Annotated in this window: 13 protein-coding genes; 7 read left to right on the forward strand and 6 right to left on the reverse strand. The window is 70.9% G+C overall.

All coding sequences use genetic code 11. From position 1 onward, the window contains the following. Positions 1-98 precede the first annotated feature (98 nt). The gene (locus Pme01_RS24075) at positions 99-1493 is read right to left on the reverse strand and encodes a type I glutamate--ammonia ligase (protein WP_239088426.1); all 1395 of its coding nucleotides are present in this window, start codon (positions 1491-1493) and stop codon (positions 99-101) included. A gap of 193 nt (positions 1494-1686) precedes the next feature. On the opposite strand from Pme01_RS24075, the gene Pme01_RS24080 reads away from it, so the two are divergent. Further along, positions 1687-2343 (forward strand): SDR family oxidoreductase, encoded by a 657-nt coding sequence (locus tag Pme01_RS24080; RefSeq protein WP_168113327.1) that lies wholly within the window; start codon positions 1687-1689, stop codon positions 2341-2343. Between the two features lie 164 nt (positions 2344-2507). After that, entirely contained in the window at positions 2508-4064 is a 1557-nt protein-coding gene (locus Pme01_RS24085) for a methyl-accepting chemotaxis protein (protein ID WP_168113326.1), read from the forward strand. A 59-nt stretch (positions 4065-4123) separates the two neighbouring features. Here the strand turns inward: Pme01_RS24085 and Pme01_RS24090 are convergent, their stop codons facing one another. From Pme01_RS24090 to Pme01_RS24100, 3 genes are all read right to left on the reverse strand, one after another. Next, positions 4124-4879 (reverse strand): SDR family NAD(P)-dependent oxidoreductase, encoded by a 756-nt coding sequence (locus Pme01_RS24090; protein ID WP_168113325.1) that lies wholly within the window; start codon positions 4877-4879, stop codon positions 4124-4126. A 24-nt stretch (positions 4880-4903) separates the two neighbouring features. After that, positions 4904-5722 (reverse strand): slipin family protein, encoded by an 819-nt coding sequence (locus Pme01_RS24095; RefSeq protein ID WP_168113324.1) that lies wholly within the window; start codon positions 5720-5722, stop codon positions 4904-4906. Positions 5723-5798: 76 nt separating this feature from the next. After that, the gene (locus Pme01_RS24100) at positions 5799-6824 is read right to left on the reverse strand and encodes a LacI family DNA-binding transcriptional regulator (RefSeq protein WP_168113323.1); all 1026 of its coding nucleotides are present in this window, start codon (positions 6822-6824) and stop codon (positions 5799-5801) included. Between the two features lie 208 nt (positions 6825-7032). Here Pme01_RS24100 and Pme01_RS24105 point away from each other — a divergent pair, with 208 nt between their 5' ends. From Pme01_RS24105 to Pme01_RS24120, 4 genes are all read left to right on the forward strand, one after another. Continuing rightward, entirely contained in the window at positions 7033-8301 is a 1269-nt protein-coding gene (locus Pme01_RS24105) for an ABC transporter substrate-binding protein (protein WP_168113322.1), read from the forward strand. Between the two features lie 14 nt (positions 8302-8315). Next, on the forward strand, positions 8316-9326 hold the full coding sequence (locus tag Pme01_RS24110) for a carbohydrate ABC transporter permease (RefSeq protein ID WP_168113321.1): 1011 nt from the start codon (positions 8316-8318) through the stop codon (positions 9324-9326). Between the two features lie 62 nt (positions 9327-9388). Then, on the forward strand, positions 9389-10171 hold the full coding sequence (locus Pme01_RS24115; protein ID WP_168113472.1) for a carbohydrate ABC transporter permease: 783 nt from the start codon (positions 9389-9391) through the stop codon (positions 10169-10171). Further along, on the forward strand, positions 10168-12660 hold the full coding sequence (locus tag Pme01_RS24120) for a glycoside hydrolase family 2 protein (RefSeq protein WP_168113320.1): 2493 nt from the start codon (positions 10168-10170) through the stop codon (positions 12658-12660). Before Pme01_RS24115 ends, Pme01_RS24120 begins: the two co-directional genes overlap by 4 nt. 31 nt (positions 12661-12691) lie before the next feature. Here the strand turns inward: Pme01_RS24120 and Pme01_RS24125 are convergent, their stop codons facing one another. Together Pme01_RS24125 and Pme01_RS24130 are read right to left on the reverse strand one after the other, a co-directional pair. Continuing rightward, positions 12692-13573, reverse strand: a complete 882-nt coding sequence (locus tag Pme01_RS24125; protein ID WP_168113319.1) for an MIP/aquaporin family protein — start codon at positions 13571-13573, stop codon at positions 12692-12694. Between the two features lie 111 nt (positions 13574-13684). Next, positions 13685-13870: a hypothetical protein gene (locus tag Pme01_RS24130; protein WP_168113318.1), complete on the reverse strand. Its 186-nt coding sequence runs from the start codon at positions 13868-13870 to the stop codon at positions 13685-13687. Between the two features lie 175 nt (positions 13871-14045). Between Pme01_RS24130 and Pme01_RS24135 the strand changes: the two genes are divergently transcribed. After that, complete coding sequence (locus Pme01_RS24135; protein WP_168113317.1) at positions 14046-14993, forward strand: carbon-nitrogen hydrolase family protein; 948 nt, start codon at positions 14046-14048, stop codon at positions 14991-14993. Positions 14994-14996 lie beyond the last annotated feature (3 nt).

The following is a 14996-nucleotide window of genomic DNA, read 5'->3' on the forward strand; positions in this document are numbered from 1 at the left end:
GTCCGGGCACCTTCGCGTGTGCGCGTTCGAAGCCTTCCGCGCGTTCGAAAGCCTTCTGCGCGTTCGAAAGCCTTCTGCGCGTTCGAAAGCCCCGCCCATCAGTACGCCCAGCGCGTCGCCGCCACGACGTCGGAGGGTGCGCGGTCGGCGAACAGCGCCACCTCCGCGCGACGGACCGCCAGGAGCGCCTCGAACAGCTCCTTGCCCATCGCCTCGGCCAGCGCGTCGTCGCGCTCGAGGCCGGCGATCGCCGCGGGCAGCGAGTCGGGCAACCGGGGAGGCTGCTCGCTCTCCGGCAGCCCGGCGGGGTCGACCGTCACCTCGTCGGGCAGCCGCAGGCCCGCGTCCACCGCGTCGGCCACCACGGCGAGCACGGCACCGACGGTCAGGTACGGATTGGCCGACGGATCGCAGCACTTGATCTCGACGTTGGCAGCGGTGTCCCGGGAGCCGACCGCGCCGGTCACGAACCGCAGGGCCGCCTCCCGGTTCTCCCGACCCCAGCACCGGTAGGCGCCCGCCCACCGCTGCGGTACCAGCCGCAGGTAGCTGGCGACGCTCGGCGCGGTGACGCCGACCAGCGCGGGCAGCCGCGCCAGCAGGCCGGCCAGGGTCGACTCGCCGCGCCCCGTCATGCCGTACGGGCCGTTGCCGCCGGCGAAGATGTTGCGCTCCCCGGTGTACGCCGAGAAGTGCAGGTGCTGGCCGTTGCCGACCTGGCCGGCCGTCACGACGGGCGCGAACGACACCCGCAGCCCGTGCCGGGCGGCGACGCCCCGGATCGTCTGGCGCAGCAGTACCACCAGGTCGGCGGCGCCCACCGGGTCGGTCGGAGCGACGGACAGCTCCAGCTGCCCGCTCGCGTACTCGGGGTGGAACTGCTCGACGGCCACGTCCTGCGCGGCCAGCGCGTCCAGCAGGTCACGGACGTAGTCGGACAGCTCGACGAGGCGGGTCATCCCGTACGCCGGGCCGGTACCGGCCGGCACCGCGCGCCCGTCCGGGTCGTCGGTCCCGACGAACCACTCGATCTCGAAGGCGGCCTTCATGTGCAGGCCGGCCTCGGCAAGCCGCGTCACCATCCGCGCCGCGAACCGCCGCTGACAGGCCGGGTACGGTTCGCCCTCCTGGGTCCAGCGGTCGACCGGCGCCCACGCCCAGCCCGGCTGCGCGGCGAGCACGGTCAGCCGGTCGAGGTCGGGGTGCAGCCGCAGGTCGCCGACCGGGCCGCCGACGTACCGGCTGGTCGTGATCGAATCGTCCACGCAGAAAACGTCGAACACCGGCGACGCGCCGATCCCCCACTCGGCGGCGGCCGGCAGCCGGTGCCGGGGCACGGTCTTCACCCGGGTGATGCCGGCGTTGTCGACCCAGGTCAGGGCCACCGCCCGGACAGCGCGGGTGGCCAGGTCGTCGGCGAGCTCTCGGGCCCGCTCGGCGAGCGCTTCGCGGTCCATGGCGTCAGCCGGGTCCATAGCGTCAGCCGGGTCCATGGTCCCCAGCTTTCCACCACCACCGGGAGTTCGAGGCGTCAGCGCGCACCGAACTCCTGGTGACCATGGGATGACCCGACGGGTGGTCAGGTGAAGTGGCCCGCGTTGACCGGGCGCGGCGGTCGGCTTGCCACCGCGGTTTCCGGGGTCATAGAGCTGCGATCACGGTGCCGGGCCGGTCTATCGTGGGGCGATGCGCGTGGTGATCGCAGGTGGGCACGGACAGATCGCACTGCGGCTGGCACGGCTGCTCGCCGACCGCGGTGACACGCCGGTCGGGCTCGTACGCAACGAAGACCACTTCGGCGACGTACGGGCCGCCGGCGCCGAGCCGGTGCTCCGCGACCTGGAGGAGGCCACGGACGCCGAGGTCGCCGAGGTGGTGGCGGGCGCGGACGCGGTGGTGTTCGCCGCCGGTGCCGGGCCGGGCAGCGGCGTCACCCGCAAGGACACCATGGATCGTGCGGGCGCCGCGCTGCTGGCCGACGCGGTGCAGCACGCCCGGGTCCGGCGCTACCTGCTGGTGAGCTCGATGGGCGCGGACCGCGCGGACCGGCCCGACACCGATCCGGTGTTCGCCGCGTACCTGCGGGCCAAGGCGGCCTCGGAGGAGGACCTGCGGCGCCGGGATCTCGACTGGACCATCCTCCGGCCGGGCCGGCTCACCAACGAGGCCGGCACCGGCCGGGTCCGCCTCGCCGGGAGTGTCCCGGCCGGCGCGGTGCCCCGCGACGACGTCGCCGCGGTCCTGCTGGCGCTGCTCGACCGGCCGGAGAGCCGGAATCTGACCCTGGAGCTGGTTGGTGGGGACACCCCGGTCGACGAGGCTGTGACCCGGCTGGCCGCCTGACCGCGCTCCCAAACCCCTCAAGCTCGGCACGCGGGACCCGATTCAAGCACCAGGGGAAATTTGCACCCTGTGTCAGGTTGGCCCCGTCTCGGCGGCGAACCGGTTGTCGACGAGGAGAACAGTCAATGCCCGTTGCCGATTCATCCAGTCCCGTACGTCGCAGTGTGCAGACCAGACTGCTCGTCGCCTTCCTCGCCGTGACCGCCGTCATGGTCGGGCTGGGCGTGTTCAGCCTGTACCAGCAGAACCAGCTCAAGAGCCGGGCAACGGCGATGGCCGTACGGGACGTCATCCCCCTCGACCACCTGCGGGTCGCTCAGGACGCACACGCCCAGGTCGTCATCTTCAGCCTCGTCCTGGAGAACGTGAAGGCGCCGGAGGCCCGCAAGGGACTGCAGGGTCTACTGGACAAGAACAAGACCAAGACCGTCGAGGCGCTCGGGCAGCTGCGCAGCAGCGCGCCGGCCGAGATGCTGCCGGCGGTGGAGAAGATCACCGCCGACCGGGACTCCTACCTGGTCGCTTTCGAAGGCCGGATCGCGGCCACCGCCGCGGGCGACCGGGTCAAGGAGACCGAGGCCGACAAGCTGACCATCGAGCGTGACGCCGCCCTGGCGGCCGACTTCGCGAACATGGCCAAGCAGCTCACCGACGACGCCGCACAGCAGCGTCAGATCATCGTCACCCAGACGTCGCGCTCCAACTGGCTGACCGTCGCCGTCCTGACGGTCGGCATTCTGCTGGCCGTCCTGCTGGGCTGGCGGGTGGCCCGGAGCATCCGGCGCCCGGTGAACGCCCTGATGGGCTCCATCGAGCACCTGGCCGACGGCGACCTGACCCACGACATCCCGGTCAGCGGCCAGGACGAGATCGCCCGGACGGCCGAGGCACTCCGGAACGCCGTCGGCGAGATCCGCGGCATCGTCATGGGCGTCGCCGAGTCCTCCGCCGCCCTGGCCGGCTCCTCGAGCACCCTGACGGCCACCAGCGAGCGGCTTTCCAAGGCAGCCCTGACGACCTCCAAGCGGGCCGAGGAGGTATCCGCCACGGCCGCGCAGGTGTCGAACAGCGTCGCTACGGTGTCGACCGGCGCGGACGAGATGGGTGCGTCGATCCGCGAGATCGCGCAGAGCGCCGCCAACGCGGCACAGGTCGGCTCGGAGGCGGTCACGGTCGCCCAGTCGACCAACGACATCGTGGCCAAGCTGGGCGTGTCCTCGGCCGAGATCGGCAACGTACTCAAGGTGATCACGTCCATCGCGGAGCAGACCAATCTGCTGGCCCTCAACGCCACCATCGAGGCCGCCCGCGCCGGTGACATGGGCAAGGGCTTCGCGGTCGTGGCCGGTGAGGTCAAGGAACTGGCCCAGGAGACGGCTCGCGCGACCGAGGACATCGGCCGCCGCATCGAGGCCATCCAGACCGACACCGCCGAGGCGGTACAAGCGATCGCGCAGATCGGCGAGATCATCGGCCGCATCAACGGGTACCAGACCATCGTCGCCACGGCCGTCGAAGAGCAGGCTGCCACCTCCAACGAGATGAGCCGCAGCGTGACCGAGGTGGCGAACGGCAGCAACGCCATCGCCACCGCCATCACGGATGTGGCCTCCGCCGCCGCGGAGACCACCGAGGCCATCACCGAAACCCAGCACGCCGCCGCCGAGTTGACCCGGCTCAACGGCCAGTTGCAGGACCTGGTGACGCGGTTCCGGTACTGACCGGAGGTACCCCGCACGGCGCCGCCCCGGCCCTGTCACAGGGTCGGGGCGGTGTCACGTCAGTACGGGTACAGGCCGCCGTCCAGCGCGATCACCTTGCTGGTGAGGTACCCGTTGCGCAGCATCGCCATCGCGAGGTCCGCCACCTCGTCGGTGGTGCCGAGGCGGCCGACCGGGATGGGCAGCGGCAGGGCACCGGGGTCGTGCGGGTTCGCCGGCAGCATCCGGGTACCGCCGATGAGCGCCGGTGCGATCGCGTTGACCGTCACGCCGGCGTCGGCGACCCGGGACGCGAGGAAGTGGGTCATCCCGTGCAGGCCCGACTTGCTCGCCGCGTAGTGCGGCCCGACGACGCCGCCGGTGAAGGCGGCGACCGACGAGAAGAACAGGATCCGCCCGTACCCGCGGTCGACCATCCCGGGCAGCACGTGCTGGGCCAGGAAGAACGGCGACCGCAGGTTCACCGCCATCGTCTGTTCCCACAGGTCGAAGTCGACCTCGTCCCACGACTTCTGGATTCCCATGCCGGCGGCCGCGACGAGCAGATCCACCGGGCCCAGCCGCTCTTCGGTCCGGCGGACGATCGCCCGCGGCGCCGCCCCCTCGGTGAAGTCGGCGTGCATCACGGTCACCCGCCGGCCGGTCGCGCTCAGCTCCTCGCCGAGGCGCTCGGCATCCTCGGCATGGCTGGTGTACGTCAGAGCCAGGTCGACACCGCTTCCGGCCAACCGGCGGGCCAGGGCGGTACCGATGCCGCCGGACGCGCCGGTCACCAGTGCGACGCGCCCCTCGAGGTCGAGCACCGGCGTAGTCACAAGATCCTCCAACAGGGCGTCCACTCACGAGACTCGGTGGCCGGGCGAGCGGATGGCGTCGAGGTCGGACATGGTCACTGCGTCCCCGGCATCCTGTGACCGCTCCAGGAACCGCAGCAGCTCGACGGGGAACGGCAGGACCAGTGTCGAGTTCTTCTCGGCCGCCACCTCCACCACCGTCTCCAGCAGCCGCAGTTGCAACGCCGTCGGCGTACCCGACATCGTCGCCGCCGCCTCGGCCAGCTTGTGCGACGCCTGCAACTCCCCGTCGGCGGTGATGATCCGGGCCCGCCGCTCCCGCTCGGCCTCGGCCTGCCGCGACATCGAACGCTTCATCGACTCCGGCAACGAGACGTCCTTGATCTCCACCCGGTCGATGTGGACGCCCCAGTCCAGCGCGGGACTGTCGATCATGATTTCCAGGCCCTGGTTGAGCCGCTCCCGGTTGGCGAGCAGGTCGTCCAGGTCGCTCTTGCCGATGATGGAGCGCAGCGAGGTCTGCGCGACCTGGAGGACCGCGAAGCGGTAGTCCTGCACGTTGACGACGGCCCGGACCGGGTCGACGACGTTGAAGTACACCACCGCGTCGACCTTGACCGTCACGTTGTCACGCGTGATGCCGTCCTGCGCCGGTACCGGCAGCGTGATGATCTGCATGTTGACCCTGCGGAGCCGGTCGGCCCCCGGCACGATCAGGGCGAGGCCGGGCCCCCGGACGCCCTCCAGGACACGGCCGAACCGGAAGACGAGGCCCCGCTCGTACTGCTTGACGATCCGCGCGCTCGTCGCGGCCCCCGCCGCTCCCAGTGCAGCGAGGAAGACGAGCGCATCGACGATGACCATGACATGCTCCCCTCCCCCACCCCCTTCCCACGATCGTGGCGGACTTTCGGGTCGGAGCACGGAAAATCCGCCAGGATCAGGAAGGGATCATCCGGGGTGGGGCGGTGCTCCCTCGCGGTACCAGATGACCCGTCTCGGCCTGCACACTCGGGACCGAGCCATCCTCGACCAGGGTGAGCAACTGGCGCGCGGCCGTGGTGCCGTAGGCCGGGATGTCGCGCGACAGCGCCGTCAGCGACGGGTGCACCAGGCTGCACAGCAGCGAGTCGTCCCAGGCGACGATCGACAGCTCGGCCGGCACCGACAGCCCCATCTCCTGGGCCACCGCCAGTCCGGCGACGGCCATGACGTCGTTGTCGTAGATGATCGCCGTCGGCCGGGGCGTGGAGCTGAGCAGCCGGCGGGTGGCGCGGCTGCCCTCCTCGCCGGTGTAGTCCGACGGTACGGTCACGGCGTGCTGGATGCCGAGGCGCTGGCAGGCTTGCGCGAAGGCCCGGGTACGGATGGTGGTGTGAAGCAGGTCGGGCAGGCCGCCGACCCGGACGATGTGGCGGTGCCCGAGCGCGACGAGGTACTCGACGACCTCCTCGATGGCCGCGGCGTCGTCGGCCCACACGCTCGGCAGGCCCCCGAAGTCGCCGGGGCCGGCGATCGCGACGGCCGGCAACTGAAGCTCCCGCAGCACGCCCACCCGCCGGTCGTCGACGTGCAGGTCGACCACGAGTACCCCGTCCACCCGCCGCTCGCCCCACCAGCGCCGGTACACCGCGATCTCGGCGTCGTGGTCGGCCACCACCTGGAGGGTGAGCCCGCAGGAGCGGGCCGACAGCTCGGCCTCGATGCCGCTGATGAGCTCCATGAAGAAGGGCTCGACGCCGAGGATGCGCGCCGGCCGGCACAGCGCGAGCCCGACCGCACCCGCGCTCGCTCCGGACAGGGCACGCGCGGCGGAGTTCGGCTTCCAGCCGATCTGCTGGGCGATCTCCAGGATCCGCTCGCGCGTCGCCGTGGAGACGCCCCGCTGGCCGTTGAGCGCGTACGACACGGCCCCCTTGGACACCCCTGCCTCACGCGCGATGTCGGCGATGGTCGGCCGCTTCACCCAGCGCTCCTTCGAGACCCAGCGCTCCTTCGAGCTCGGATTGCTTACGCGGTTCAGTATGCGGGATCGCGGGACACCGGATGCCCTCGGTACACCCGCGATAGCGGCCGGGTGGAGCCTCGGTAACAGCCTCTCAACGAGGCATTGACACCTATCGTGGTCCCTCCTAGGTTGGTGCCAACTTATCCGGTTCAGCGCGGAGGGTGACATGCAACGGTTGTGGTCCCGGGCGCTCCGGGCGGTGGCCGTCGGTACGGCCGCGGTGGTGCTGGCCGCGTGCAGCGGCAACAGCGGCGGCGGCAGTGGCGACAAGATCCAGCTGAAAATCAACTTCTGGGGCGACTTCGGGCTGACCCAGCTCAAGCCGAAGTACGAGGCCCTCCACCCGAACATCAGGATCGTCCTCAACTCCGGCGAGTACAACGCCCAGCACGAGGACCTGCAGAAGAAGCTCATCGCCGGCTCCGGCGCCCCGGACATCGCCGCGATCGACGAGGGCTTCATCGTCTCGTTCCGCAGTCAGTCCGACAAGTTCGTCAACCTGCTCGACCGGGGCGCCGCCCAGTACGAGAGCAAGTACCTGCCCTGGAAGTGGAAGCTGTCGCTGTCGCCCGACGGCAAGACCCAGATCGGTCTGGGTACCGACGTCGGCGGCCAGGCGATGTGCTACCGCACCGACCTGTTCCAGGCGGCGGGGCTGCCGACCAGCCGCGACGAGGTCTCCAAGCTCTGGCCGACGTGGCCGGACTTCATCCGGGTCGGCCAGCAGTACACCGCGAGGACCGGCAAGAAGTTCGTCGACAGCGCGACCAACATCTTCAACCCGGTCCTGAGCCAGCAGCCGGTCGGCTTCTTCAGCCCGGACGAGAAGCTGCAGATGGACGGCGGCCCGAAGGTCGCCTTCGACACCGCCACCGCGGTCATCGACGCGGGCCTGTCGGCGAACCTGGTCAGCTTCCAGACCGGCTGGGACCAGGGCTTCGTCAACAACAGCTTCGCGGTCCTGGCCTGCCCGGCGTGGATGCTCGGCCACATCAAGGACACCGCACCGGGTACCAACGGCAAGTGGGACATCGCCGCGATCCCCGGCGGCGGCGGCAACTGGGGCGGCTCCTTCCTGACCCTCCCGAAGCAGGGCAAGCACGTCAAGGAGGCGTACGAGCTCCTGGAGTGGCTGGTCCAGCCGGCGCAGCAGATCGAGATCTTCAAGGAGGTCGGCAACCTGCCCTCCCAGCCGGCGCTCTACACCGACCCGGCGCTCGCCACCTTCACCAACCCGTTCTTCTCGGGCGCCCCGGTCGGCCAGATCTTCGGCGCCACCGCGATGAAGCTCCAGCCGGTGTACCAGGGCAAGAAGGCCGGTCCGTCCCGGGTGGCCACGGAGAACGTGCTCCGGCAGGTCGAGGCGGGCCAGCTCAAGGGCAGCGAGGCCTGGGCGGAGGCGGTCAGACAGGCGCAGAAGGCCGCACAGGGTTAAGGGCCCCGGTAGCCATGTCCGCGACGGGCAGCGCGCCGCCGGCGCCGACGCGCGAGAGCACCACCGAGCCGGGCCGCGGCCCCCGCGCGCCCCGGCTCGGCTGGCGCGACCGCGCCCTCCGGCTGGACGTGCGGCTCATGCCGTACGTTCTGATCTCGCCCTTCTTCCTGCTCTTCCTCGCCTTCGGGCTGTTCCCCCTGCTGTTCAACGGGGTCGTCGCGTTCCGCACCTGGCGGCTGGACGACCCCACCCTCGACGGCTGGGCGGGGCTGGCGAACTTCCGGCGACTCTTCGGCGATGACGCCTTCTGGAACGCGCTCTACAACACGTCCGGGATCTTCATCCTGTCCACCGTGCCGCAACTGCTGCTGGCGTTGATCATCGCGTCGCTGCTCAACCGCAGGCTGCGGGCGCAGACGTGGTTCCGGATGGGCGCGCTGCTGCCGTACGTCACGCCGATCGTCGCCTCCACCCTGGTGTTCAAGGTGGTCTTCGAGCGCGACCACGGCATCGCCAACTGGGCGCTGTCGTTTCTCGGGCTCAGCAGCGCGGCGAACCCGATCGACTGGCACGCCACCAAGACGGCGTCCTGGATCGCGATCGCGACGATGGTCAACTGGAAGTGGATCGGCTACAACGCGCTGCTGTACCTCGGGGCGATGCAGACCGTCCCCCGCGACGTGTACGAGGCGGCGGCGCTCGACGGGGCCAGCCAGTGGCGGCAGCTGTGGCGCATCACGGTACCGATGATCCGGCCGGTAGTGATCTTCACGGTCGTGCTGTCCACGATCGGCGGCCTGCAGCTGTTCACCGAGCCGATGCTGTACGACCTGAACGTGCAAGGGGCCACCGGCGGGTCCGGTGGGCAGTGGCAGACCGTCGCCCAGCTCATCTACAAGGTCGGCTGGAAGGACCTCAACCTCGGGTACGCCGCCGCGATGTCCTGGGCGCTGTTCCTGATCATCCTGGTGATCACCCTGGCCAACGCGCTGCTCACCAACCGCCTGGGAGGTGGGAGGAAGTGACGATCGCCCGCGCGCCGCAGGACACCCCCGGCAGCCGCTGGACGTACCTGTTCCTGCTGCTCATGCTGGCCTTCTCGGCGTTCCCGCTGTACTGGATGTTCGTCATCTCCACCGGCGACGAGTCGGCGGTGTCGAAGACCCCGCCGCAGGCGATACCCGGCAACCAACTCCTGACGAACCTGCGCGAGGTCTTCACCCTCCAGGACGTCTTCTTCTCCGCGGGCCTGGTCAACAGCGTGATCGTGGCGACCGTCACGACCGTCGCGCAGCTCTTCTTCTGCTCGCTGGCCGGGTTCGCGTTCGCGAAGCTCCGATTCAAGGGCCGAAACGCGCTGATGGTCTTCGTGGTGCTCACCCTGACCATCCCCAACCAGCTCGCGGTCGTCGCGCTGTACATCCTCACCGGCAAGCTGGGCCTGAACGGCACCCTGCTCGCGGTCATCGCGCCGGGCCTGGTCACCGCGTTCGGCGTGTTCTACATGCGACAGTTCATTGTGGGCGCGGTCCCGGACGAGCTGGTCGAGGCGGCCCGCGTGGACGGCGCCACCGTCACGCGGATCTACCGCAGCGTCGTCCTGCCGGCGATCCGCCCGGCCCTGGCAGTCCTCGGCCTGCTCACGTTCGTGGCCACCTGGAACGACTTCCAGTGGCCGCTGATCCAGTTGCAGGGCACCGACTACCCCACCTCGATGGTGGCACTGTCCGACCTGGCCAGCGGCAACTACGTCCTCTACCGGCGGGTGCTGTCCGGAGCCCTGGTCGCGACGCTCCCGCTGCTGGTCGTGCTGTTCCTCGGTGGCAGGCAGATCGTACGAGGGATCATGGAAGGAGCCGTGAAGAGTTGAGGTCGGTCCGGCCACTGCACGACGGATGGTCCCTGCGATCGAGTACCACCACGGAGGTACCGGCCGCCGCGGTGCCTGCCTCCGTGCCCGGGTGCGTGCACACCGACCTGATGGCGGCCGGCCTCATCCCCGACCCGTACGTCGACGACGACGAGCAGCGACTGGCCTGGATCGGCCGCACCGACTGGGTCTACCAGACCTCTTTCGAGCACACCCGGGCCGACAGGGTCGACCTTGTCTGCGAAGGGCTGGACACCGTCGCCACGATCACGCTCAACGGCGTCGAGGTCGGCCGGACCGAGAACATGCACCGCGGGTACCGCTTCGACGTGCGGGACGCGCTGCACGACGGCGCCAACGATCTGCGGGTGGAGTTCGAGTCGGCGTACGCGTACGCCGAGCGGCTGCGCGAGCGGCTCGGCGACCGGCCGGCCGCCTACGACCAGCCGTACCAGTTCATCCGCAAGATGGCCTGCAACTTCGGCTGGGACTGGGGCCCGACGGTGGTGACCGCCGGGATCTGGCGCCCGATCGCCCTGGAGTCCTGGTCGACCGCCCGGCTGGCGCGGGTACGCCCGCTCGTGACCGTCGAGTCCGGTACCGGCCGGGTACGGGTGGAGGTGGAGGTCGAGCGCGCGGCCGACGGCCCTGCCGACCCGGTGGACCCTGCCGACCCGGTGGACCCTGCCGGCCCGCTCACCCTCGCGGCGACGGTCTGCGGTGTGCGTGTCACCGCCGGGCTGGCAGCGGGTGAGACCAGCACGACGCTGGAGTTGGAGATCGCCGAGCCGGCGCTCTGGTGGCCGCGCGGCTACGGCGATCAGCGCCTGCACGCCCTGGCGGTCACCCTCGCGACGGCCGAAGGCGAGGTCCTCGACCGCTGGGAGCGGAGCGTCGGCTTCCGGTCGGTACGCGTCGAAACCACCCCGGACGCCCACGGCACCCCGTTCACGCTGGTCGTCAACGACGTACCGGTGTTCGTCCGCGGCTTCAACTGGATCCCGGACGACTCGCTGGTCAGCCGGGTCGACCGCGAGCGGTACACCCGGCGCCTGACCCAGGCCGCCGAGGCCGGCGCCAACTACCTGCGGGTGTGGGGCGGCGGGATCTACGAGTCCGACGACTTCTACGACGCCGCCGACTCGCTCGGGCTCATGGTCGGCCAGGACTTCCTGTTCGCCTGCGCGGCGTACCCGGAGGAGGAGCCGCTGCGCTCGGAGGTCGCGGCCGAGGCCGAGGACAACGTGGTCCGGCTGGCCAGCCACCCGAGCCTGGTGCTGTGGACCGGCAACAACGAGAACATCTGGGGCTGGCACGACTGGAAGTGGCGCGAGCGGCTCGACGGGCGGAGCTGGGGCGCCGGGTACTACTTCGACCTGCTGCCCGGCATCCTGGCGCGGCTGGACCCGACCCGCCCGTACTGGCCGGGCAGCCCCTGGTCCGGCAGCACCGACCGGCACCCGAACGACCCGGCGCACGGCACGAGCCACGAGTGGGAGGTGTGGAACCGGGTCGACTACCTCCACTACCGCGACCACGTGCCACGCTTCGTGGCCGAGTTCGGGTTCCAGGCGCCGCCCGCGTACGCCACCCTGCGCTGCTGGCTCTCCGACGATCCCCTCGCCCCCGACTCCCCCGGCCTGGTCCACCACCAGAAGGCCGAGGACGGCGACGGCAAGCTGCGACGGGGACTCGAGGCGCACCTGCCCACGCCGCGGGACTTCGACGACTGGCACTACCTGACCCAGGTCAACCAGGCCCGCGCGGTCGGCGTCGCCGTCTCGCACCACCGCTCGCACCGGCCGGTGTGCATGGGCACGATCGTGTGGCAGCTCAACGACTCCTGGCCGGCCACGTCGTGGTCGGCGGTCGACTGCGACGGGCGGCGCAAGCCGCTCTGGTACGCGCTGCGCCGGCTGTACGCCGACCGCCTGCTCACCATCCAGCCGCGCGCCATCCAGTCGCACCGGGACGGGCTGGCGCTGGTCGCGGTCAACGACGAGGGCGTCGACTGGTCCGGCCGGGCGGTCGTCACCCGGTACACCCTCGACGGCGAGCCGCGCGCCACGCACACCGTCGACCTCCGGGTACCGGCCCGGTCCGCGCGGACCTGCGCGCTCCCCGACGATGTGGCGACGCCCGGCGACCCGGCCGGCGAACTGCTGCGCGCAGAGGTGGGCGACCTGCGGGCATGGTGGTTCTTCGCCGAGGACCGCGACGTCGCGTACCCGCCGGCCGCGTACTCCGCCGAAGTGACGCCCACTGTGGACGGCCTGCTGGTCACCGTCACCGCCGGGACGATCCTGCGGGACCTGACGCTCTTCCCCGACCGGCTCGACCCCGCGGCGACCGTCGGCGACGCCCTGGTCACCCTGCTGCCGGGCGAGTCCGCCACCTTCACCGTGCACTCTGCTCAGCCGCTGGACCCGGCGGCGCTGACCAGCCGGCCGGTGCTGCGCTGCGTAAACGACATCGCTGTTCAGCCGTAGTGCTGCGCGAGGTGGAGAGGGTGCGGTTCTCTCATCCTCTGCCGTCGTCGCCGCGCGGGTGCTCCACAGGGCTGTCGCGGTCGGAGCTGTCGCGATCGGGGCCGTCGCGATCGGGGCGGTCCTCCGGCGGAACCTGGCGGCCCTCGCTCGCGCCCTCGGCTCCCTCGGCGCCCTCCGGGGCCTCCTCGGGTACCTCACGGACCCGCCGGGCCACCACGACGTACCCGAGCGCCGCGAGGACGCCTCCGAGCACCGGCCCGACGACGTAGACCCAGAACTCGCGCCACGGGGTGAGCCCGTCGAACAGGGAGTTCACCACGTACGGGCCGAACGTGCGGGCCGGGTTGAGCGACCCGCCGGTGATCGGGCCGAGGACGAACATCCCGGCGCTCACCGCGAACCCGATGACAAAGCCGGCCGGCCCGGCCGACCCCGGCGGGGCCCGGCGGTCGACCGCGAGCGACAGGTACGCCAGGAGCAGCAGGAAGGTGCCCAGCGCCTCCGCGACCACTCCCTTGACGTAGCCGGCGCCCGGGCTCATCGCGGTCAGCCCCAGGCCACCGATCTCGGTCGCGCGCCGGCCGTACACCGCGACGATGAGCAGGGCGCCCAGCACTGCGCCGACGAGCTGCGCCACGACGTACGCCGGCACGTCCCGCCACGGGAACCGCCGGACCGACGCCAGCGCGATGCTCACTGCCGGGTTGATGTGCGCGCCGGACGTCCTGCTGAAGGCGTACCACACGATCGCGATGACCAGCCCGAAGGACAGGCCGATCACGCCCAGTCCGGCGTAGTCGAGCCTGCCGTCTCCAGCGATGATGGCCGCGACCACCGAACCAGCGCCGAAGAACACGAGCAGCGCGGTTCCGATCAGTTCGGCGAGAACGCGGCGCGCGAGATGCGCCGACATGATGTGGCTCTTCCACCACCGGTCCGCCCTAAACGCCCCGCCCTGGCGGTTCGATCTTGACCGGCTTCCGGCCACGCTCCGGCCACCTCATCGAGGGCCGGTGCACTCCCGTCACGCTTCCTTGATCTCGTGGTCCTTGACGGTGTCGGCCACGAACCCGTCCCCGAACCGGACCCGGTAACCGTCCCCGGTCTTCGCCACGATTTCACCCACGTCGCCGTGCCACGCCGCCCCGGTACTCCGCTGAATCGACGTGACCGCCACCTTGACCTTCTGCCCCTCGCGGTAGTAGCCCACCGAAACGGTCCTCTCCGATAGGCGCGGGCTTCGATGCCCTCGGCCGAAGTATCGACTGGGACACGCGCCGTGTCCACAGTCGGAGTGACCGATACGACTCCCTGCGTGATCACGGAGCGTTTTCCGCGGAGGAGAAGGCTTTACAAATGCCGCAACTTTGTCAAGTATGTGCGCCATGGTCACAGTCGCTGCCGTACAGCTCGAAGCGGTTCTCGCCGATGTGGACGCCAACCTGGCGGCGTGCGAGCGCCTCGCCACCCGCGCCGGCGAGGCGGGCGCGAAAATCATCGCCCTGCCCGAGTTCTTCACCACGGGCATCGGCTTCGACGAGCGGCTGGCCCACACCGCGCTGCCGGTCGACGGCGCGGCGACGGTACTGCTGACCTCCCTGGCCGCGAGGTACGAGGCGATGGTCGGCGGCTCGTTCATGTGCGCGGACCCCGACGGGCACGTCCGCAACAAGTACCTGCTCGCGGGGCCGGACGGCGTCATCGGCACCCACGACAAGGACCTGCCGACGATGTGGGAGAACGCGTTCTACGTCGGGGGCGACGACGACGGCGTGATCGACGCCGGCTCACACACGGTCGGCGCCGCCGTCTGCTGGGAGCTGATGCGGACCCAGACCGCCCGCCGCATGCGCGAGCGGGTCGACCTGGTGATGGCCGGGGCCGGCTGGTGGTCGGTACCGCAGTGGGTCCCGGGTTCGGTGTTCCGCCGGTGGGAGCGCGACAACGAGGCCACCGCGCGGACCGCCGCGGCGACCTTCGCGCGCTACGTCGGCGCGCCGGTGGTGCACGCCGGGCACGCCGGCGCCCTGGAGTGCGGGATGCCGTGGATGCCGGTGCGCTACCGGGGCCACTTCGAGGGCGCGACGCTCATCACCGACGCCGACGGCACCGTGCTCGCGGAGCGGAGCTGGCGGGACGGTGAGGGCATCGTCCTGGCCGACCTCACCCTCGGCCGCAAGCAGCCGTCCCTCGAACCCCCGGCCGGTTTCTGGCTGCACCCCCGGGGCCCGATGGCGACGCTGGCCTGGAACTACCAGCGCTGGCACGGACGCCGCTGGTACCGGAGCAACGTCTACAACGCCCAGGACCGCAACAGCGTCCGTGCCAGCTGACCG

This window comes from Planosporangium mesophilum (assembly GCF_016863255.1).
Taxonomy (GTDB): domain Bacteria; phylum Actinomycetota; class Actinomycetes; order Mycobacteriales; family Micromonosporaceae; genus Planosporangium; species Planosporangium mesophilum.

What these genes read in the sequence shown, in the direction of transcription:
- Pme01_RS24125 (WP_168113319.1), bottom strand. Translation starts at nt 13,573, where the DNA reads ATGTCGGCGCATCTCGCGCGCCGCGTTCTCGCCGAACTGATCGGAACC.
- Pme01_RS24075 (WP_239088426.1), bottom strand. Translation starts at nt 1,493, where the DNA reads ATGGACCCGGCTGACGCTATGGACCCGGCTGACGCCATGGACCGCGAA.
- Pme01_RS24080 (WP_168113327.1), top strand. Translation starts at nt 1,687, where the DNA reads ATGCGCGTGGTGATCGCAGGTGGGCACGGACAGATCGCACTGCGGCTG.
- Pme01_RS24110 (WP_168113321.1), top strand. Translation starts at nt 8,316, where the DNA reads ATGTCCGCGACGGGCAGCGCGCCGCCGGCGCCGACGCGCGAGAGCACC.
- Pme01_RS24115 (WP_168113472.1), top strand. Translation starts at nt 9,389, where the DNA reads ATGCTGGCCTTCTCGGCGTTCCCGCTGTACTGGATGTTCGTCATCTCC.
- Pme01_RS24135 (WP_168113317.1), top strand. Translation starts at nt 14,046, where the DNA reads ATGGTCACAGTCGCTGCCGTACAGCTCGAAGCGGTTCTCGCCGATGTG.
- Pme01_RS24105 (WP_168113322.1), top strand. Translation starts at nt 7,033, where the DNA reads ATGCAACGGTTGTGGTCCCGGGCGCTCCGGGCGGTGGCCGTCGGTACG.
- Pme01_RS24095 (WP_168113324.1), bottom strand. Translation starts at nt 5,722, where the DNA reads ATGGTCATCGTCGATGCGCTCGTCTTCCTCGCTGCACTGGGAGCGGCG.